The organism is Inhella sp. (genome assembly GCF_027532025.1).
Lineage (GTDB): Bacteria > Pseudomonadota > Gammaproteobacteria > Burkholderiales > Burkholderiaceae_C > Inhella.
On record NZ_JAPZSY010000107.1, the window covers coordinates 72,345 to 90,155 of the forward strand.

The 17,811-nt window shown below is 66.3% G+C and carries 20 protein-coding genes, 1 tRNA gene and 1 pseudogene; 7 read left to right on the forward strand and 15 right to left on the reverse strand.

Annotated elements, in window-relative coordinates; all coding sequences use genetic code 11:
- From ndk to O9335_RS13485, 4 genes are all read right to left on the reverse strand, one after another.
- Complete coding sequence (gene ndk / locus O9335_RS13470; RefSeq protein WP_298388953.1) at nucleotides 1–426, reverse strand: nucleoside-diphosphate kinase; 426 nt, start codon at nucleotides 424–426, stop codon at nucleotides 1–3.
- A gap of 105 nt (nucleotides 427–531) precedes the next feature.
- Nucleotides 532–2,244, reverse strand: a complete 1,713-nt coding sequence (locus tag O9335_RS13475) for a pseudouridine synthase (protein ID WP_298388955.1) — start codon at nucleotides 2,242–2,244, stop codon at nucleotides 532–534.
- Nucleotides 2,241–2,951, reverse strand: coding sequence for an SMC-Scp complex subunit ScpB (locus O9335_RS13480; RefSeq protein WP_298388957.1), 711 nt, complete (start codon nucleotides 2,949–2,951; stop codon nucleotides 2,241–2,243). Before O9335_RS13480 ends, O9335_RS13475 begins: the two co-directional genes overlap by 4 nt.
- A 214-nt stretch (nucleotides 2,952–3,165) precedes the next feature.
- The gene (locus O9335_RS13485) at nucleotides 3,166–4,134 is read right to left on the reverse strand and encodes an RluA family pseudouridine synthase (RefSeq protein WP_298388959.1); all 969 of its coding nucleotides are present in this window, start codon (nucleotides 4,132–4,134) and stop codon (nucleotides 3,166–3,168) included.
- Nucleotides 4,135–4,289: 155 nt separating this feature from the next.
- Here O9335_RS13485 and O9335_RS13490 point away from each other — a divergent pair, with 155 nt between their 5' ends.
- Entirely contained in the window at nucleotides 4,290–5,063 is a 774-nt protein-coding gene (locus O9335_RS13490; protein ID WP_298388985.1) for an outer membrane protein assembly factor BamD, read from the forward strand.
- 32 nt (nucleotides 5,064–5,095) lie between these two features.
- The gene (locus O9335_RS13495; protein WP_298388987.1) at nucleotides 5,096–5,863 is read left to right on the forward strand and encodes a protein phosphatase 2C domain-containing protein; all 768 of its coding nucleotides are present in this window, start codon (nucleotides 5,096–5,098) and stop codon (nucleotides 5,861–5,863) included.
- 53 nt (nucleotides 5,864–5,916) lie between these two features.
- Here O9335_RS13495 and O9335_RS13500 read toward each other — a convergent pair.
- The 4 genes from O9335_RS13500 to O9335_RS13515 all read right to left on the reverse strand — a co-directional run bounded on the left by O9335_RS13500 (nucleotide 5,917) and on the right by O9335_RS13515 (nucleotide 8,807).
- Nucleotides 5,917–6,007 (reverse strand) — tRNA-Ser (locus tag O9335_RS13500).
- 26 nt (nucleotides 6,008–6,033) lie between these two features.
- The gene (gene serS, locus O9335_RS13505; protein ID WP_298388961.1) at nucleotides 6,034–7,329 is read right to left on the reverse strand and encodes a serine--tRNA ligase; all 1,296 of its coding nucleotides are present in this window, start codon (nucleotides 7,327–7,329) and stop codon (nucleotides 6,034–6,036) included.
- Between the two features lie 57 nt (nucleotides 7,330–7,386).
- On the reverse strand, nucleotides 7,387–8,358 hold the full coding sequence (gene ispH, locus O9335_RS13510; RefSeq protein ID WP_298388963.1) for a 4-hydroxy-3-methylbut-2-enyl diphosphate reductase: 972 nt from the start codon (nucleotides 8,356–8,358) through the stop codon (nucleotides 7,387–7,389).
- The gene (locus O9335_RS13515; RefSeq protein WP_298388965.1) at nucleotides 8,355–8,807 is read right to left on the reverse strand and encodes an FKBP-type peptidyl-prolyl cis-trans isomerase; all 453 of its coding nucleotides are present in this window, start codon (nucleotides 8,805–8,807) and stop codon (nucleotides 8,355–8,357) included. The genes ispH and O9335_RS13515 overlap by 4 nt, the downstream gene beginning before the upstream one ends.
- A 70-nt stretch (nucleotides 8,808–8,877) precedes the next feature.
- On the opposite strand from O9335_RS13515, the pseudogene radC reads away from it, so the two are divergent.
- Both radC and O9335_RS13525 read left to right on the forward strand, forming a co-directional pair.
- A pseudogene (radC, locus tag O9335_RS13520) lies at nucleotides 8,878–9,549 on the forward strand (DNA repair protein RadC); the annotation flags it as partial.
- Nucleotides 9,550–9,710: 161 nt separating this feature from the next.
- On the forward strand, nucleotides 9,711–10,193 hold the full coding sequence (locus tag O9335_RS13525) for a Smr/MutS family protein (RefSeq protein ID WP_298388967.1): 483 nt from the start codon (nucleotides 9,711–9,713) through the stop codon (nucleotides 10,191–10,193).
- 14 nt (nucleotides 10,194–10,207) lie between these two features.
- Here O9335_RS13525 and O9335_RS13530 read toward each other — a convergent pair whose 3' ends face one another.
- The 3 genes from O9335_RS13530 to O9335_RS13540 are packed head-to-tail and all read right to left on the reverse strand — an operon-like array spanning nucleotide 10,208 to nucleotide 12,061.
- Complete coding sequence (locus O9335_RS13530; RefSeq protein WP_298388970.1) at nucleotides 10,208–10,642, reverse strand: group II truncated hemoglobin; 435 nt, start codon at nucleotides 10,640–10,642, stop codon at nucleotides 10,208–10,210.
- Nucleotides 10,593–11,345: a MinD/ParA family protein gene (locus O9335_RS13535; RefSeq protein WP_298388972.1), complete on the reverse strand. Its 753-nt coding sequence runs from the start codon at nucleotides 11,343–11,345 to the stop codon at nucleotides 10,593–10,595. Before O9335_RS13535 ends, O9335_RS13530 begins: the two co-directional genes overlap by 50 nt.
- Nucleotides 11,342–12,061 carry a GGDEF domain-containing protein gene (locus O9335_RS13540; RefSeq protein WP_298388974.1) on the reverse strand — a complete coding sequence of 240 codons (720 nt, stop codon included), beginning with the start codon at nucleotides 12,059–12,061 and terminating at the stop codon, nucleotides 11,342–11,344. Before O9335_RS13540 ends, O9335_RS13535 begins: the two co-directional genes overlap by 4 nt.
- A gap of 136 nt (nucleotides 12,062–12,197) precedes the next feature.
- On the opposite strand from O9335_RS13540, the gene O9335_RS13545 reads away from it, so the two are divergent.
- Genes O9335_RS13545 through O9335_RS13555 form a run of 3 tightly spaced genes read left to right on the forward strand, consistent with a single transcriptional unit; the run spans nucleotide 12,198 to nucleotide 14,802 of the window.
- Nucleotides 12,198–13,031 (forward strand): CheR family methyltransferase, encoded by an 834-nt coding sequence (locus tag O9335_RS13545; RefSeq protein WP_298388975.1) that lies wholly within the window; start codon nucleotides 12,198–12,200, stop codon nucleotides 13,029–13,031.
- 46 nt (nucleotides 13,032–13,077) lie between these two features.
- A complete protein-coding gene (gene cheD, locus O9335_RS13550; protein ID WP_298388989.1) occupies nucleotides 13,078–13,710 on the forward strand; it encodes a chemoreceptor glutamine deamidase CheD in 633 nt (210 codons plus the stop codon).
- Between the two features lie 12 nt (nucleotides 13,711–13,722).
- Complete coding sequence (locus O9335_RS13555) at nucleotides 13,723–14,802, forward strand: chemotaxis response regulator protein-glutamate methylesterase (RefSeq protein WP_298388977.1); 1,080 nt, start codon at nucleotides 13,723–13,725, stop codon at nucleotides 14,800–14,802.
- A 6-nt stretch (nucleotides 14,803–14,808) separates the two neighbouring features.
- On the opposite strand, the gene hemW is transcribed toward O9335_RS13555, so the two are convergent.
- From hemW to O9335_RS13575, 4 genes are all read right to left on the reverse strand, one after another.
- Nucleotides 14,809–16,011: a radical SAM family heme chaperone HemW gene (gene hemW, locus O9335_RS13560; RefSeq protein WP_298388991.1), complete on the reverse strand. Its 1,203-nt coding sequence runs from the start codon at nucleotides 16,009–16,011 to the stop codon at nucleotides 14,809–14,811.
- Nucleotides 16,002–16,622 (reverse strand): non-canonical purine NTP pyrophosphatase, encoded by a 621-nt coding sequence (locus O9335_RS13565; protein WP_298388979.1) that lies wholly within the window; start codon nucleotides 16,620–16,622, stop codon nucleotides 16,002–16,004. Before O9335_RS13565 ends, hemW begins: the two co-directional genes overlap by 10 nt.
- Nucleotides 16,619–17,335 carry a ribonuclease PH gene (gene rph, locus O9335_RS13570; protein ID WP_298388993.1) on the reverse strand — a complete coding sequence of 239 codons (717 nt, stop codon included), beginning with the start codon at nucleotides 17,333–17,335 and terminating at the stop codon, nucleotides 16,619–16,621. The genes O9335_RS13565 and rph overlap by 4 nt, the downstream gene beginning before the upstream one ends.
- A gap of 22 nt (nucleotides 17,336–17,357) precedes the next feature.
- On the reverse strand, nucleotides 17,358–17,811 hold a 454-nt coding region (locus O9335_RS13575), incomplete at its 5' end, for a PP2C family serine/threonine-protein phosphatase (protein WP_367185435.1).

A 17,811-nucleotide genomic window follows, 5' to 3' on the forward strand; every position in this document is an offset into this window, starting at 1 on the left:
TCAGCGAGCGTAGACGTTCATGCCGGGGAAGAAGAACGCCACTTCCACAGCAGCGGTTTCCGGGGCGTCCGAGCCGTGCACGGCATTGGCGTCGATGCTGTCGGCGAAGTCGGCGCGGATGGTGCCTTTCTCGGCCTTCTTCGGGTCGGTCGCGCCCATCAGCTCACGGTTCTTGGCGATGGCGTTGTCGCCTTCGAGCACTTGGATCATGACCGGGCCAGAAATCATGAAGCTCACCAGGTCGTTGAAGAACGGGCGAGCCTTGTGAACAGCGTAGAACTGCTCGGCCTCGGCGCGGGAGAGGTGCACCAGCTTGGCGGCGGCAATCTTCAAGCCAGCGTTCTCGAAGCGGGTGTAGATCTGACCGATCACGTTCTTGGCAACGGCATCGGGTTTGATGATGGACAGGGTGCGCTCGAGCGCCATGAGAGTTCTCCTAGATGACACCCGCCGCGTGAAGGCCGGCAGGCAAAGCCCGTGATTGTAGGGGCCGCCCCGGGTTTCCCCGGGGAATTGGGCCCATCGGCTGTATCAGCGACGGCGCTTGCCGCCCCGCCCACCACCACCCCCACCGCCGCCGCCGCCACCGCCGCCACCGCGACGCAAGAAGCTGTCGGCGCCGATGTAACCGATGGAGGTTTGCAGCGGATCGGGCTCGCGCGGCCCGCCCCCCTGACGCTGCTGCTCGCGGCGTGCCAGGGGGGAGTTGGCGCCATGGCCAAACCCAGCGGGGATGCCGCGCCCCTTGTTCTTGGCGAAGCGGCGATCGAAAGTCTGCTCCAGCGGGTTGATGTCCCGCGGCATGTAATCGTCGTCCTCGTCGATGCTGGGGCGCGGGCCTTGCGGCGCCCGCTCGGCACGCGGCGGCCGCTCGTCCCGCGGCGGGCGAGCGCCCTCGGGCTTCGGGCCGCGGTTCTTGTCCTTCAGCGGCCCACGTTCGCCAGCTTTGGCATCGCGAGGTCCGCGATCGTTCTGGGCATCGCGAGCGCCGCCTTGTTGGGGCGCGGCCAAGCGCCGGATTTGCTTGACGTCCCAGCCCGAGAGCTCGACCCACACGCCCCGCTTGAGCCCGAGAGGCAGCACGAGGTTGCCGTAGCGCACGCGAATCAGCCGACTGACCGTCAGGCCCACGGCGTCGAACAGCTTGCGCACCTCGCGGTTGCGGCCTTCGGTGATGACCACGCGGTACCAGCGGTTGACCCCTTCACCACCGGCGGCCTCGATGCTTTTGAACGCGGCCGTCTGGCCGTCGATGTCCACGCCGGCGAGCAACTTGTCGCGCTGCTCGTCTTCGAGCGTGCCCAACGTCCGCACCGCGTACTCACGCTCCACGCCAAAGCGCGGGTGCATCAATTGGTTGGCCAAATCGCCACTGTTGGTGAACAGCAGCAAGCCTTCGGTGTTGATGTCCAAGCGCCCGACCGACAGCCACTTGCCCATGGGCAGCTTGGGTAGCGATCGGAAGACCGTCGGGCGGCCTTCGGGGTCGTTGAAAGTGACGATCTCACCCACCGGCTTGTGATACGCCAAGATGCGAGGCAAAGGCGGCGAGATCCGCACCTTGACTGGTTTCCCGTTGACAGCGATGCGGTCCCCATGCACCACGCGCTGGCCGATGTGGGCCGGTTGGCCGTTGACCTCGACCTTGCCATCGGCAATCCAGGCTTCGATGTCGCGCCGCGAACCGACCCCTGACTGGGCCAGCACCTTCTGCAACTTCGGCGCATCCGGCTCGGGCGCGAGCACGCGCCGCTCGGCCTCGGGTGCTGCGACCTCCGCTTCGCTCTCGGCGGCGACGGCCTCGGGCTCGGCCAACAGATCTTGGAGTCGGGATGCCAGGGCTTCGGCCGCTTGGTCGGCGGCCAACACGAGGCTGGGCTCGCGAGAAGGACGATCCACGCCATCCTCGCTGGTTTCGTTGGGCTCGCTGGCCGCCCCGGCCTCTGGGGCTTCGGCATGCGTCACCTCGGGGCTGACCAGCGGTGCTGCGGCTTCGGTTGGCGCGGGCTCGGCGTCCGCCGCAGCCAGCACCGGCTCATCGGCGGCCGTGACCTCTGCCTTGGGCTTGCGTGGTGCGCGCTTGCGCGGGGCGGGCGACGCCACCGCTTCAGTGGCTTGCGCTTCGGCCACCGGCGCCTCGGCCACCCCCACGGCCGCTTCGGCGACCTTGCGCGGGCGACGCTTGGGCTTGGGCGACTCCGTCGGCTCGGCGGCGGGAGGGGTCGGCAAGGTGTCGTCAATCATGAATGGCTCGGTTCTTGGGGAAGGGCTTCAGGGGGTTGGGAAAAGGCTTCGGCGGCCTCAGGGCCATCGGCTGCAGGGGACGGAGGGGCCCCTTCGGCGCACGCGCTGGAGTCCTCCGCCTGCGCCAGCAAGTCGTCATCGACCAGCGGCAACGCCGTCTGCGCGGGCAATTCCGGCAGAAGCGGCGTGCCATCGGGCGCCGACAGCGGCGGCAGGGCGGACAAGCCGGGCAGGCCGAGGTCGTCCAAAAACTGGCGCGTGGTCGCGTACAGCGCCGGACGCCCAGGGGCGTCGCGATGTCCGATGCAGTCGATCCAACCCCGATCCTCCAGCTGCTTGATGATGGGCGAGCCCACCGCCACGCCGCGGATGTCTTCGATGTCGCCCCGCGTCACCGGCTGCCGGTAGGCGATCACCGCCAAGGTCTCCATCACCGCGCGCGAGTAGCGCTGAGGGCGCTCCGTGTGCAGCGCCTCCAGGTGCGGGCGCACCGCCGGCGCGGTGGCAAACCGCCAGCCTGCCGCGGTCTCGGTCAGCAACAAGCTGCCTCGGGCAGCCCAATCGGCCACCAAGGCATCGAGAGCGGCCTTCAGGGCTTCTTTGCTGCATTGCTCGCCCAACAAAGCGTGCAACTCGCGAAAACCCAACGGGCGCTGGGCGGTCAGCAGTGCCGCTTCGACGATGACTTTGGCATCGACTTCTTGCATCCGTTCGACGATCGTGTGAGGCCGCGAGGGCCGCTGGAAGCCGATGGCCTGAACCCGGGAAGCGGTCGAGGCACGGCGATCATGGGCGGGGTTCGGACCCCGTTCGCTCCAAGGGCGCTTCGCGATCGAAGGGCGCCCGCGAGACTCGGCGGGCGGCCCAACAGCGGCCGGTTCAACGCCAAATGCTTTGTCGCAGTGTAACGCGCCGCCATCGTCAGCCTGGCAGGCCGATGTCGAGCGAGTTCCACAAGCGCCGGCACGCCTCGGTCATGTCGCTGGGCAACGGGCGCGTCCAGGTCCAAGCCTGCCCAGTGCGTGGGTGACTGAGACTCAAACGCGCTGCATGAAGGGCCTGCCGGTTCAGACCCAAATCCAACGACCCGCCATACAAGGTGTCCGCCACCAGGGGATGACGGCGGCTGGCGGCGTGGACACGAATCTGGTGGGTTCGGCCCGTGTGCAGTTGGCAGTGCAGCAGGGTGTGCCGATCGGCAACCGCCAAAGGCGTGAAATCGGTGCGCGCCGGCTTGCCTGCCGCGACCACCGCCATGCGGATGCGCGAGCGCGGGTCCCGCCCGATGGGCGCATCCACACTGGTCGCTTGCGACCACGCCCCGTGGCACAGCGCCAAGTACTCGCGGCGCACCGACCGCGCCGCCAAGGCCTCCACCAGCGCGTGATACGCGGCCAGCGTCTTGGCCACCACCATCAGGCCGCTGGTGTCTTTGTCCAAACGGTGCACGATGCCCGCGCGCGGCAGGGCGGCCGCCCCTGAATGGTGCGCCAGCAAGGCGTTGAGCACGGTGCCCGACCAGTTGCCGGGGGCGGGATGGACAACCCAGCCAGCGGGCTTGTTGAGCACCAGGAGATCGTCGTCTTCGTGGACCACGTCCAAAGGCAGGGCCTCGGGGTTGAACGCCATCTCCGAGGCCGGCAACCGCCACTCCACCTCGATGCGCTGCCCCAGCCGCAAGCGCTTGGCACTCTGCCGGCATGGGCGCCCATCCAGCAACACCGCCCCTTCTTCGATCAACGACTGCACATGCCCGCGCGACAGCGCCTGGGGCAACTCGCTCAACACCGCATCCAGCCGATGCGTTTGCTGATCGGGCGACACCACCAGCGTGGTCAGCGGCCATTCAATGTCTGTGTCGACCCCACCCTCGGGCCCGATGCTTGCCATCCTGCGTCTGTCTCCCCGGGCCGCAGCCAGCGTTCCGATAAACTGGGCCGGCCACGGCGCTCGTGGTGCCTCTAGCGAATTTGCTCTTCATGCCGAACCACCGCCCGATGTCCTCCGGCCCCATCCTGAGCCGCGCTGGGCTCCGAACCGCCTCGATGGCGCTGGCCCTGATCGTGACGATCGGCGTGACCGGTTGTGCTTCCGGCCCCAAAGACGATCCGAACTCTCAAGCGAGTCTGGACAAATTGTATTCAGAGGCCAAAGACGATCTCTCCGTGGGCAGCTACGAAGCGGCCATCAAGAAGCTCGAGCGCATCGAGGGCCGCGCTGCCGGAACGCTCCTGGCCCAGCAAGCGATGCTGGAGTTGGCCTGGGCTCAGTTCCGAAGCGGCGAAAAGGCGCCGGCCATCGCCACGCTAGATCGCTTCATCAAGCTGCACCCCTCCAGCCCGGGCTTCGACTACGCCCTCTACCTCAAGGGCCTGGTGAATTTCAGTGAAGACACCGGGCTGTTCGGTCGATTGGCGGGGCAAGACATCTCGGAGCGAGACCAACAGGCTTCTCGCGAGGCCCTGGCGGCGTTCCGCGACTTGGTGGCACGGTTCCCGCAGTCGCGCTATGCCGACGATGCCTTGGTGCGCATCGACTTCATCACGAACATGCTGGCGCGGCACGAGGTCCACGTCGCCCGCTACTACTACGAGCGAGGGGCCTACCTGGCCGCCATCAACCGCGCCCAAACCGCCATCAGCGAGTACCAGTACGCCCCGGCCACGGAGGAGGCCCTGTCGCTGATGGTCAAGAGCTACGGCGCACTCAAGATGCCCGAGTTGGAAGCCGACGCGCGCCGTGTGTTGCAAAAGAACTTCCCCAACAGCGCCCTGCTGGCCGGCAGCAACTCGACCAAACCCTGGTGGAAGTTGTGGTGAGCCCAACCCGACCAGGAGACTCCGCACTGCGCTTGCCCCGCGCCCGCAAGCCCGCGGCACCGCGGCTGGTGGCCGCCACCGGCACGCACCGCGGCGATCGGCTCTACCAGCAGGACCAGGTGTGCGTGATGGCGCACCCTCGCTCGGCCGGCGCCCTGCTCGCCGTGGTGGCCGATGGCATGGGCGGCAAGAGCGGTGGCCGCAAAGCGGCGGACCAGGTGGTGCTCACCGCACAGCAACTGTTCGAGCGCTTCAGCCCCCCCGAAGAATCGGGCGAGGAACTCTTGCGGCAGATTTGTAGCGAGTCGCACCTCATGATCAAGCTGACCGCCCTGTCGGCTGAGGAGGAGCCGCACAGCACGCTGGCCGCCTTCGTGATCGATGCCGAGTTGGACTGCGATTGGCTGCACACCGGGGACAGCCGCATCTACCACTTCCGTCAGGGCGAGATGGTGCGTCGCACGCTCGATCAGTCTTACGTCCAGCGCTTGATCGACCAGGGGCAACTCACCGAAACCGAGGCGCTCACCCACCCCCAGAGCAACCTGCTCACGGCCTGCCTGGGCACCGTCCAAGACCCCGAGCCCGTGGTAACGAACATCGGCAAGCTTCAGCCGGGTGACGTGGTGATGTGCTGCAGCGATGGCTTGTGGCACTACTTCACCGAGCGCGAACTGGCCACGGTCACGTCCACGCTGACACCCAGGGAAGCGGTGGAGTTGTTGATCAACAAAGCGCGGCAGCGCGCGCAAGGTGCCGGCGACAACTTGTCGATCGCGGCAGTCAAAGTCGAGCTCTAACGCCACCCCAGGAAAAAAGCCCAAGCGACGCGCGTCACTTGGGCTTTTTTGTTTGGCGGAGAGGGGGGGATTCGAACCCCCGGTACGGGGATACCGTACGCCTGATTTCGAGTCAGGTACATTCAACCACTCTGCCACCTCTCCTGAAAGCAGCGAAGCGCAGCAGTATATCAGGGCTTCAGCAGAGTCAGGCCACCCAGGTAAGGCTGCAGGGCGGCGGGCACGGCGATGCTGCCGTCGGCCTGCTGGTGGTTTTCCAGCACGGCCACCAAAGCCCGACCCACGGCCAGGCCCGAGCCATTGAGCGTGTGCACCAACTCGTTCTTGCCCTGCGCGTTCTTGAAGCGCGTTTGCATGCGGCGCGCTTGGAAGGCCTCGCAGTTAGAGCAGGAGCTGATTTCCCGGTACGTGCTCTGCGCCGGCAACCACACCTCCAAGTCGTAGGTTCTGGCGGCACCAAAGCCCATGTCGCCCGTGCACAGGGCCACCACGCGGTAGGGCAGCTCCAGCTTTTGCAAGATGGCCTCGGCGTGACCGACCATGGCCTCCAGCGCGGCGTTGCTGTGCTCGGGGTGCACGATCTGGACCATCTCCACCTTGTCGAACTGGTGCTGGCGGATCATGCCGCGGGTGTCGCGTCCGGCGCTGCCCGCCTCCGAGCGGAAGCAAGGGCTGTGGGCGGTGAGCTTGATGGGCAGCTGCGCGGCGTCGAGCACCTGCTCGCGCACACTGTTCGTCAGCGAAATCTCGCTGGTCGAGATGAGGTACTGCTCGGGGTGCTCGCTGTCCCCGCCGCGCAGCACCCAGAACATGTCGTCCTTGAATTTGGGCAGTTGCCCGGTGCCTTCGAGCACCTCGCGGTTGACGATGTAGGGCGAGTAGCACTCGGTGTATCCGTGCTCGGAAGTTTGCACGTCCAGCATGAACTGCGCCAGCGCGCGGTGCAGGCGCGCCACGGGGCCGCGCAAGAAGCTGAAGCGCGAGCCGCTGAGCTTGGCGCCGGTCTCGAAGTCGAGGCCCAAGGGCTCGCCCAAGTCGACGTGGTCCTTCGGCGCGAAGTCGAACGCGCGCGGCGTGCCCCAGCGGCGCACCTCTGCGTTGCCGGTTTCGTCAGCACCCACGGGCACGTCGGCCTGTGGCAGATTGGGCAGGTGCATGAGCAACTCGTGCATCTCGACCTGCAGGGCGTCCAAGCGCTCGGCGCTGGTCTTCAAGGCGTCACCAATGCCGCCCACTTCGGCCAGCAGGGCGGTGGCGTCTTCGCCCTTGCCTTTGGCCATGCCAATGGCCTTGGACAGGCTGTTGCGACGGGCTTGCAAGTCTTCCGTGGCCGTTTGCAACTGCTTGCGCTCGGCTTCCAGGGCTTGAAAGCGGGGCACGTCAAGGAAGGGCTGCGGGTTCTTGCGCGTCTGAAGGCGCTGAATCACGCCATCCAGATCGCGGCGCAGCAGAGTGATGTCAAGCATGGGAAACCGATCGAAATGTGAAGGTGGGTTGAACGGACGCAGCGTTTGTCACGCTCGTCACGATCGCACGGCGTTCAACTCGGCCATGGATTTGTCGCCCAGGCCCAAGGGCAGCGGGAAGCGGGTGTGCTCAACCACACCGGGCAGCTTGCGCACGCTGGTGGCGCCCAACTCGCGCAGCCGTGCAATGACGGCCTCCACCAACACCTCGGGGGCGGAAGCGCCAGCGGTCAGCCCGACGCGGGGCCGGCCTTCGAACCAGGCCGGCTCCAAGAACTCCGCACCGTCGATCATGTACGCCGGGGTGCCCAGACGCTCGGCCAACTCACGCAGGCGGTTGCTGTTGCTGCTGGTCGGGCTGCCCACGACGACGACCACATCGACCTGCGGCGCCAGCACCTTGACGGCGTCCTGTCGGTTCTGGGTGGCGTAGCAAATGTCCTGCTGCTTGGGCTCACGCACCTGCGGGAAGCGGCGCCGAACGGCATGGAGGATGTCGGCGGCGTCGTCCACGCTCAGCGTGGTTTGTGTCACCACGGCCAGCTTCTCTTGCTGACGCAACTGCACCCGCTCGACATCGGCCTCGTCTTCCACCAAATGAATGCCCTCGCTGAGCTGGCCCATGGTGCCCTCCACCTCGGGGTGCCCCTTGTGGCCGATCATGATGAACTCATACCCCTCGCGAGCCAGCTTGGCCACCTCCACATGCACCTTCGTCACCAAGGGACAGGTCGCATCGAAGATTTGAAAGCCGCGGGCATCGGCCTCCTGACGCACGGCTTGGCTCACGCCGTGGGCGCTGAATACCAAGGTGGCGCCGGGCGGCACGTCGCTGAGCTCCTCGATGAAGATCGCGCCCTTGGCCTTCAGGTCGTTCACCACGTAGGTGTTGTGCACGATCTCGTGGCGCACGTAGATGGGCGCGCCGTACTTGATCAGCGCGCGTTCGACGATTTCGATGGCGCGGTCCACCCCCGCACAAAAGCCGCGTGGCTCGGCCAAGAGGACATCGGTCAGTGGGCTGCTCATGACAAGACCCCCATGACTTGCACCTCGAAGCGCAGCGGCACGCCGGCCAAGGGGTGGTTGAAATCGAACAGCACCCAGTCCTCACCCACCTCGGCAACACGGCCCGCAAAGTGCTGGCCGCCCGCGGGGGTGGGGAAGGTGATGACATCGCCCACGGCATACACCTCGTCGGGATCGCCATGCTCGTCCAACAAGCGGCGACTGACGCGCTGCCGCAAGTCGGGGTTGGGGGTGCCAAACGAGGCGTCGGGCGGCAGCTCAAAGGCCTGATGTGCCCCCTCGCGCAAACCGATCAAGCAAGCCTCGAGGGCCGGCGACAACTCACCGCTTCCCAAGGTCAGGGTGGCGGGCTGCTGCGTGAAGGTGTCCACCAAAGCGGCGCCGTCGGGCCCGCTGAGGCGGTAATGCAAGGTGAGAAAGTCGCCCGAGGCGATGGGTCGGTCGGTCATGGGGGATAGGCGGGGGTCGCCCATAGGCACCGGCCAACAAGGCCGAAGGGCGCGATTCTAGAATTTCCGCATGCCCATGGCCGACCTCCCCCCCAGCAGCCGTCCCCGCGAAAAGCTGTTGAGCCTGGGGCCAGCGGCCCTCAGCGATGCCGAGTTGCTGGCCTTGCTGCTGCGCACCGGCACCGCCGGGCGTTCGGTGCTGCACATGGCAGACGACCTTTTGCAACGGTTTGGCGGCATCGCCGGCCTGCTGCAACAAGACGCCAAAGCCCTGGGGGCCGTGAAGGGGCTGGGGCCCGCAAAACGGGCCGAGTTGGCCGCCGTGCTGGAACTCTCTCGACGGGTGTTGATGCAAACGTTGACCGAGCGACCGGTGCTGCAAGACCCCGACGCCGTGCACCGGCTGTTGCAGCTGCGCCTGGGCGACCGGCCCCACGAGGTCTTCGCGGTGCTGTTCTTGGACGCTCAGTTGCGACTCATCGCGCTGGAGGAGTTGTTTCGCGGCACGCTGACGCAGACCGCGGTGCACCCGCGCGAGGTGGTCCAGCGTGCGCTGGCCCTTCACGCGCACGCGGTGGTGCTGGCCCACAACCACCCGAGCGGCGTGGCCGAACCCAGCGTGGACGATCGCCGACTCACCGAGCGCCTGGCGGCTGCCTTGGGGCTGGTGGACATCCGCGTGCTGGACCATGTCGTGGTGACGCGCCAACAGTTCCTCTCTTTGGCGTCCATGTGCTGGCTGTGTGCCGCTCTACCGCGTACAAGGGTCTGGCGAGCTTGGCCGTGCTTCAGCGCGAGCTGCAAGCGCGGCGAGCGGCCGAGGCCGCCGCGGTGGCGGCCGAGCGCGAACGCTTGGAACGCCTGGAGCGGGAGCGCCAGTTGTTTGCCCGGTCGGTTGGCCCCGTGACCCCCTTGCCCGACCCGGGCCTGGCGCCTGCCACGCGGCAGCGCCCCACGCCCGAGCCCAGAAGCCTGGCCCGTGATGAACAAGCGGTCCTCGTCGAAGCGTGGAGCGATGACTTCGATGTCGACTCCCTGTTGGAAACCGACAGCGAGCTGTCGTTCAAACGCCCCAGCTTGCCCCCGCAGGTGCTGAGCAAGCTGCGACGCGGGCACTGGAGCATCCAAGCCGAGCTTGACCTGCACGGCCTTCGCAGCGACGAAGCACGGCAGGCGCTGGCCGAGTTCCTCCACGCGTGTGAACGGCACGGCAAGCGTTGCGTGCGCGTGATCCACGGCAAAGGCCATGGCTCGCCGGGCAAAGAGGGGGTCTTGCGGGTCAAAGCCAGACGTTGGCTCGTCCAACGCGACGAGGTCTTGGCCTTCGTGCAAGCCACCCCCGCCCAAGGCGGCGCCGGTGCTTTGGTGGTGCTGCTGCAGGGCTGAGGTTTGCCGTGACTTCAGGCCGGCTGGCCTCGGTTGCGCATCCAATCGGCCGTGTTGGCCAAAGAGCCGACCAAGCGCGCGCGCAAGGCCGGCGGCACCTGCACCTGCTCCATGGCCGCCGCCATGCAGGCCAACCAGTCGTCGCGCTCCCGAATGCCGATCGAGAAGGGCAAATGTCGGGCCCGCAATCGTGGATGGCCGAAACGCTCGACGTAGTGGTCAGGGCCTCCGAGCCAACCGCACAAGAACCAATGCAGCTTGTCGCGCGAGCCTTCGAGCGAGGCCGGATGCAGGCCGCGCAGGTGGGCAAAGCGCGGCTCCAGTTCCATCAGGTCGTAGAAGGCATCCACCAAGGCACGCACGGCGCCCTCGCCCCCGATCGAATCGAAGGGGGTGGCCTCAGACACCCGCCACCGTGTTGGCCAAGGACTTGATGCCCTGTGCGGCATCGCTGGCCGGCGCCAACTCCAACAACAACTTCCGCTTCAGCACCGCCTGCCGCACGGCTGCGTCGTTGCGGATTTCGCCCCACAGGTCCAGCTTGAACCCACCCTGCAAGGCGCCGAACCGTGCCAACACCGCCTGCAACTGGGTGCAAACACCCCTGCCCTCACCGGGACGGTTGGCCTGGTTGAGCACCAAGCCCAGCAGCTTGCGCTGTTGCGTCGTTGCCAGCACCTTGATCGTGGCGTAGGCATCGGTGAGCGAGGTCGGCTCGGGGGTCGCCACCACAATCACGTGCTGGGCCAGGGAGACGGCGTACAGCACCACATCCGAGATGCCGGCCCCGGTGTCGATGAGCACCCAGTCAAACCGCGGCTTCACCTGGTCGATGATGGCCAACAGCTTTTCGCGAACGTCGGGCGTGAGCCGCGAGTACTCGACCATGCCCGAGCCGGCCAGCAGCACCGAGAACCCCCCCGGCGCCGGCAGGATGGCCTGCTCCAGGCTGCACTTTTCGGTGAAGACGTCGTGCAGCGTGAGTTTGGGGTGCAAGTTCAGCACCACGTCCAGGTTGGCCAAGCCCAGGTCGGCATCCAGCACCAGAACCCGATGGCCCCGAGCCGCCAAGGCGGCGGCCAAGTTGGCCGTGACGAAGGTCTTGCCCACGCCCCCTTTGCCGCTGGTGACGGCCAGTGTGCGCGCGGTCATGCGCCCTCCTGCGGAATGATGGCAAACAGCATCGATTTTTCGTCGGCGCTGACAACCGACTCGGTCTGGGGCTCGAAGCAAGCGCGGTTGCGGCCTTCGGCTTTGGCCCGGTAGAGCTGCCGGTCCGCGCGCTCGGCCCACAACAAGGGGCTGGAGCGCACCCACTGCGGCGCAAACGCCCCCCCCAAACTCACGGTGACGCCGATTCGCTCCGTCATCGACAAGGCCACGCTGGAGCGCTCCACTTCACTGCGGATGCGTTCGGCCACCGTGGGCCCGAAGCTGGGCGGACAGTTGGGCAACACCACGCCAAACTCCTCCCCGCCGATGCGGGCCACGGTGTCCATGGGGCGGACGGCGCCCGCGACGGCCACAGCCACCGACTTGATGACCTCGTCGCCCAGGGCGTGTCCGTGTTGGTCGTTGACCGCCTTGAAATGATCGATGTCCAACACCAGCAGCAGCGCGGGCTCGCCCGCGCGCGCCACGCGGTCGATCTCCCGCTCGAGGGCCATTTCGAAGCTGCGTCGGTTGCCCAACCCGGTCAGCGGATCGCGGTTGGACAAATCGGCCAGAGCATCGACCACGCCCTGCAACCAATCCACGCTGTAGGGTTCTGCATCGGGAAGCAGCGCCCCGGCCTGCTCCAGCAACTGCAAGGCGGACTCCAACTGGAGCTGTTTGAGCACGGACAGCGGATGGGCGGTGTCGGCCATCAAGAGCGACGGATGATCGGGATCAACCCAGTCTAGCAGTGGGTATCCGCAGGCATTCGAGCAAGAACCCCGTGTCGATACTAGGGTGACAGCGCCCCCCCCACGCCCACAATCAAGCCGCCCCCCACGCCCCCGCATGACCATGCCGCCCACCGTCGATCAGGAGTTCGTGTTCGCCAAGAGCGACTTTGAGCGAGTCCGTAAGTTGATCTATGGGCATGCCGGCATCAGCCTGCACGAGGGCAAGCAGGCGATGGTCTACAGCCGCCTGTCCAGGCGCCTGCGCGAAACCGGGCACTCCAGTTTTCAAGACTACCTGGACGATTTGGAGCGGGGCACAGGGCAAGCAGGGGAGCGCGAATGGCAGGAGTTTGTGAACTGCCTGACCACCAACCTGACTTCGTTCTTCCGCGAGGAACACCACTTCCACGCCCTGGCCGATGCCCTGAAAAGCTGGGGCAGCAAACCCTTGCGCATCTGGTGCTGCGCCGCCTCCACGGGCGAGGAACCCTACTCCCTGGCCATCACCTGCCACGAGGCCCTGGGCAGTCTGAGCAACGTGCAACTGGTGTGTTCCGACATCGACACCAACGTGCTGGCCAAAGCCCGTCGAGGCGTTTATGACGCCGAGGCCCGAGGGTTGTCGCCCCAGCGATTGCGCAACTATTTCATGCGTGGCACGGGCGCCAACGCTGGTTGCATCCGTTTCAAGCCCGATTTGGCGCGCAACATCGACTTCCGCGTGGTCAACTTGATGCACACCCAGTGGCAACTGGGGGAACCCTTCCACATGGTGTTTTGCCGGAACGTGATGATTTACTTTGATGCCCCAACGCAGCGCAAGGTGTTGGAGCGCATTCACCGCGTGATGACTCCGGGCTCATTGCTGTTCGTGGGCCACTCCGAGAACTTCACCGAAGCCAAGGACTTGTTCCGACTGCGGGGCAAGACGATTTACGAAAAGGTCTGAGAGCCCACGCATGAGCAGCCTCCCCTCCTCCAGCGCCGCCAGCACCATGCTGGGTGGCGGCGCGGCGGCCACGGCCTGGGTGAACCGGCTGAAGGCCCAGCCGCGCAAAAACGGCGAGGCATCGTTCTTCTTCTACGACTCGCACTTCAAAGCAGCGGCGGTCAAAGTGCTGCCTGGCGAGTACTTCGTCGACACCGAAGACGTGTTGATCCAAACCACTTTGGGCTCTTGCATCGCCGCTTGCCTCTGGGATCGCGTGGCTTTGGTCGGTGGCTTGAACCACTTCATGCTGCCCGAGGGCAGTGGCGAGTCCGGCCGCTACGGCCTGTTCGCGATGGAATTGCTGATCAACGAAATGCTCAAGCGAGGGGCCAACAAGGGTCGCATGGAGGCCAAAGTGTTTGGCGGCGGCGCGGTCATCAGCGGCATGAGCAGCATCAACGTGGGCGAGCGCAACACGAACTTCGTGCTGGACTTTCTCAAAACCGAGCGCATTCCGGTCGTGAGCAAGGACGTGTTGGACGTTTACCCGCGCAAGGTTTGTTTCTTGCCCCGAAGCGGCAAGGCCATGGTCAAACGCCTGGCCGCCGCCAACGACGCGCTGCTGGCGCAAGACCGCACCGCCGTGCAGAAGGTGGCGCCGGTGGCCTCCAGTGGTGGTTCGATCGATTTGTTCTGAGAGACCGTGGGTATGGCGAAAACGCGTGTGGTGGTGGTGGACGACTCGGCGCTGGTGCGCTCCATCCTGACCGAAATCATCAACAAGCAGCCCGACATGGAATGCATCGGCGCCGCCAGCGACCCCCTGGTGGCACGCGAGATGATCCGCAACCTCAACCCCGATGTGATCACCCTGGACGTGGAAATGCCGCGCATGGATGGCATCGACTTCCTGTCGCGCCTCATGCGCCTGCGGCCCATGCCGGTGGTGATGGTCAGCACCTTGACCGAGCGCGGCGCCGAAGTCACGCTCAAGGCACTGGAGTTGGGCGCCGTGGACTTCGTGGCCAAGCCCAAGATCGGCGTGGCCGATGGCATCCGCCAACTGGCCGCCGACATCACCGACAAGATCCGCGTGGCCGCTCGTGCGCATGTGCGGCGCGCAGCCGCAGTGACGGCCCCACCCGGCGCGCAGGCAGCAGCGCCGGCCCCGGTGGCCAGCGTGGGGCGGCTGTCCACCGAAAAGATCATCTTCATCGGGGCAAGCACTGGTGGCACCGAGGCCACCAAGGACGTCTTGATGAACCTGCCCGCGGACTGTCCAGCGGTTTGCATCACCCAGCACATGCCCCCAGGCTTCACGACGAGTTACGCCCAGCGCCTGGATGGCCTGTGCAGGATTCGGGTCGCCGAAGCGAGGGACGGCGAACGCATCTTGCCGGGCCATGCCTACTTGGCCCCGGGCGGTAAACAGTTCAGCGTGGAACGGTCGGGGGCCAACTATGTCGCCCGCGTGGTGGATGGGGAGCCGGTGAACCGACATCGCCCTTCCGTCGAAGTCTTGTTCTTGTCCGCGGCCCGCGTGGTGGGGCCCAATGCTGTGGGCATCATGCTCACGGGCATGGGCGCCGACGGCGCGACGGCCATGCGTGCCATGCGCGACGCAGGCAGCTACAACTTGGTGCAAGACGAGGCCAGTTGCGTCGTGTTTGGCATGCCGCGAGAAGCGATCAACGCCGGCGCCGCCAACGAAGTCTTGCCCCTCAAGGACATCGCGCCGCGCTTGCTGGAGCGACTGCGGGCCAGTGGCGGTGCGCTGAACCGGGTCTGAGCCGGGTCAGCCCGGCAGAAACAAGGCCTGGGTGTCGTTCAAAAAGTCAAATCCGCGGGGCGTGGCCTTCAAGACCGCCACGTCGTCCACCAGGAGGCCACGGCGCACGCCCTCTTCCCTGGCTTTGGACAAGGCGGTCACGGGCAGGCCCGTTCGCTCGCTGAATCGGGTGACGGGCACGCCATCGGCCAGACGCAGTGCGTTCATCGCGAACTCAAAAGGCAGATCCGCCGCAGCCACGTCGTGCCCGTTGCTGACGGCCTGGCCACGGGCAGACTCCTCGAGGTAGCGGCGAGGCTCACGCCAGCGCACCTGCCGCACAACGCGCTCGGGAAAGCTCAGCTTGCTGTGGGCGCCAGCCCCCAGGCCCAGGTAATCGCCGAACTCCCAGTAGTTGCGGTTGTGCACACAGGCATGCCCCAACTGCGCATAGGCCGAGACCTCGTAGCGCCCATAGCCGGCCGCGGCCGTGCGCTGCACCAGCAGATCCAGCATGTCGCTCGCCAGGTCGGCATCCGGCACCGGCGGGGGCTCAACGGCAAAGCGCGTGTTGGGCTCCAAGGTCAAGTGGTAAAGCGACAGGTGGGGAGGCGCCAGGTCCAGCACCGCCTCCAACTCGACGCCCAGTTCCGCCACGGTCTGCTCGGGCAGGGCGTACATCAGGTCGACGTTGAAGGTCTCGAAAGCCGAGGCCGCCTCCTTCACGGCCGCCCGCGCCTGCTGCGCATCGTGCACACGCCCCAAGCGCTGCAACTGTGCATCTTGGAAGCTTTGCACGCCGATGCTCAAGCGGTTCACCCCCGCTCGGCGATAGCCATGAAAACGGTCCCGCTCGAAGGTGCCCGGGTTGGCCTCCAGCGTGATCTCACAACCAGGATCCAGCGGCACTCGGGCGCGCAAGTCGCTGATCAAGCGCTCGATCTGAGCCGGGGTGAACAGGCTGGGGGTGCCGCCGCCGATGAACACGGACACCACCGGGCGACCCCACACCAAAGGCAGGGCCGACTCGAGATCGGCGTTGAGCGCATTCAAGTACGCCGTGGCCAGCGATTCGTCCACGCCATGGGCTCGCTCGTGCGAATTGAAGTCGCAATAGGGGCACTTGCGCAGGCACCAGGGCAGGTGCACGTACAGGCTCAACGGCGGCAGCGCGTCAAACCGCAAGGCCCCCGGACGATGCCATTGCAGGGTTGCGTTGCTCAACGCCAGCCCCACTGGGCGGACAACTGCCCGAGCAACTCGCGCATGGCCTGACCCCGGTGGCTGTGCCGGTGCTTCTCCTCGGCCGAACAGTCCGCCACCGAGTGGTCGGCCTGCGCTGGACGCACGATGGGGTCGTAGCCGAAGCCACCGATCCCCTGCGGGGCCAACAAGACCTGCAGTTCCCAGCGCCCCATCGCCACCAGGGGCTCGGGGTCGTGCACCGACCGGACCGCGACCAAAGCACAAACAAACCGGGCCTGTCGCTCGGCGTGGCCGTCCATGCGCCTCAGCAGCAGCGCGTTGTTGGCACCATCGCCCTCGCCCTCTCCAGCGTCGCTCGCGAAGCGCGCCGAGCGAACGCCCGGAGCTCCGTCCAGGGCATCCACGCACAGGCCAGAGTCGTCGGCCAAGGCCGGCAAGCCTGAAGCGGCCGACGCATGGCGGGCTTTGGCCAGGGCGTTTTCCAAAAAAGTCGAGTGGGGCTCATCCGCTTCGCCGATGCCCAGCTCCCCCTGCGACACCACGTCGGCGCCCAAGGGCGCCAGAAGCTGTCGCAGTTCCTCCAGCTTTTTGGCGTTGTTGGACGACAGCACCAATCGGCGCACCGGCTTGGTCATGCCTGCAGCGCAGCCTGCTGGGCGGCCACCAACTGACCGATGCCAGCGCTGGCCAGCCCCAACAACTGCATGAGTTGGGCATGGGCAAAGGGCTCGCCTTCGGCCGTGCCCTGCACCTCCACGAAGCCGCCCTGCCCCGTCATCACGACATTCATGTCGGTGTCGCAGGCCGAATCTTCGGTGTAGGCCAAATCAAGCATCGGCACACCGCCGACGAGCCCGACCGACACGGCCGCCACCGCATCACGCAGCGGCCATGCTGTCACGAGGCCTCGCGACTGCAACCACGTGCAAGCATCGTGCGCGGCCACGTAGGCGCCCGTGATGGCGGCCGTCCGGGTGCCGCCGTCGGCTTGCAGCACATCGCAGTCCAGGCTGATGGTGCGCTCACCCAAGGCATCCAGGTTGAAGACAGCGCGCATCGAACGGCCGATCAAGCGCTGGATTTCCTGGGTGCGCCCGCTCTGCTTGCCCTTGGCGGCTTCACGGTCGCCACGGGTGTGGGTGGCTCGGGGCAACATGCCGTACTCGGCCGTCACCCAACCGCCGCCACTGCCCCGCCGATGAGGCGGCACACGCTCTTCCACCGACGCGGTGCACAGCACTTGCGTGTCGCCAAAACTCACCAGCACCGACCCCTCGGCATGTCGTGTGTACTGGCGTTGCAAACGCACCGGGCGCAACTGGTCGGCGCGGCGGCCGTCGGCTCGCAGCGCGATTTGTTCTTCACTCATGTCAACCCTTTCGTTGAGCGCGTCGGATCGTCTCGTTGATCTCTTCAACCGCGCGTTCGATTTCAGCCTCGTCCAGCGCCTCCCGGCGCTCCTCCTGCTGCTCCAACATCTGCTGCTGAATCGTGGTGGCGAAGGCGCTCTCGTGCAAGGTGCGGGTGGACAAATGCTCTTGGGTTTCCACCGGGTCGTCTTCGCCTTCCCACTCCAAGGCCAGCACCGTCACGTTGTCGGACTTGGCGCCTCCGGCCCGCAAAGCTGCCTCGACAAGGTCGGGCACGGTGTCGGGCAAAGGCCGCCCGGTGAGCTGCTGGGTGATGACCTCATCGGACAACACGCCCCAAAGGCCGTCGGAGCAGAGCAGGATGCGGTCACGGATTTGCAACTCGATCGGGCCCTGAGTGTCGATCATGGGTCGCCCAGGGCTGCCCAAACAGGTGAACAGCACGTTGCGATTC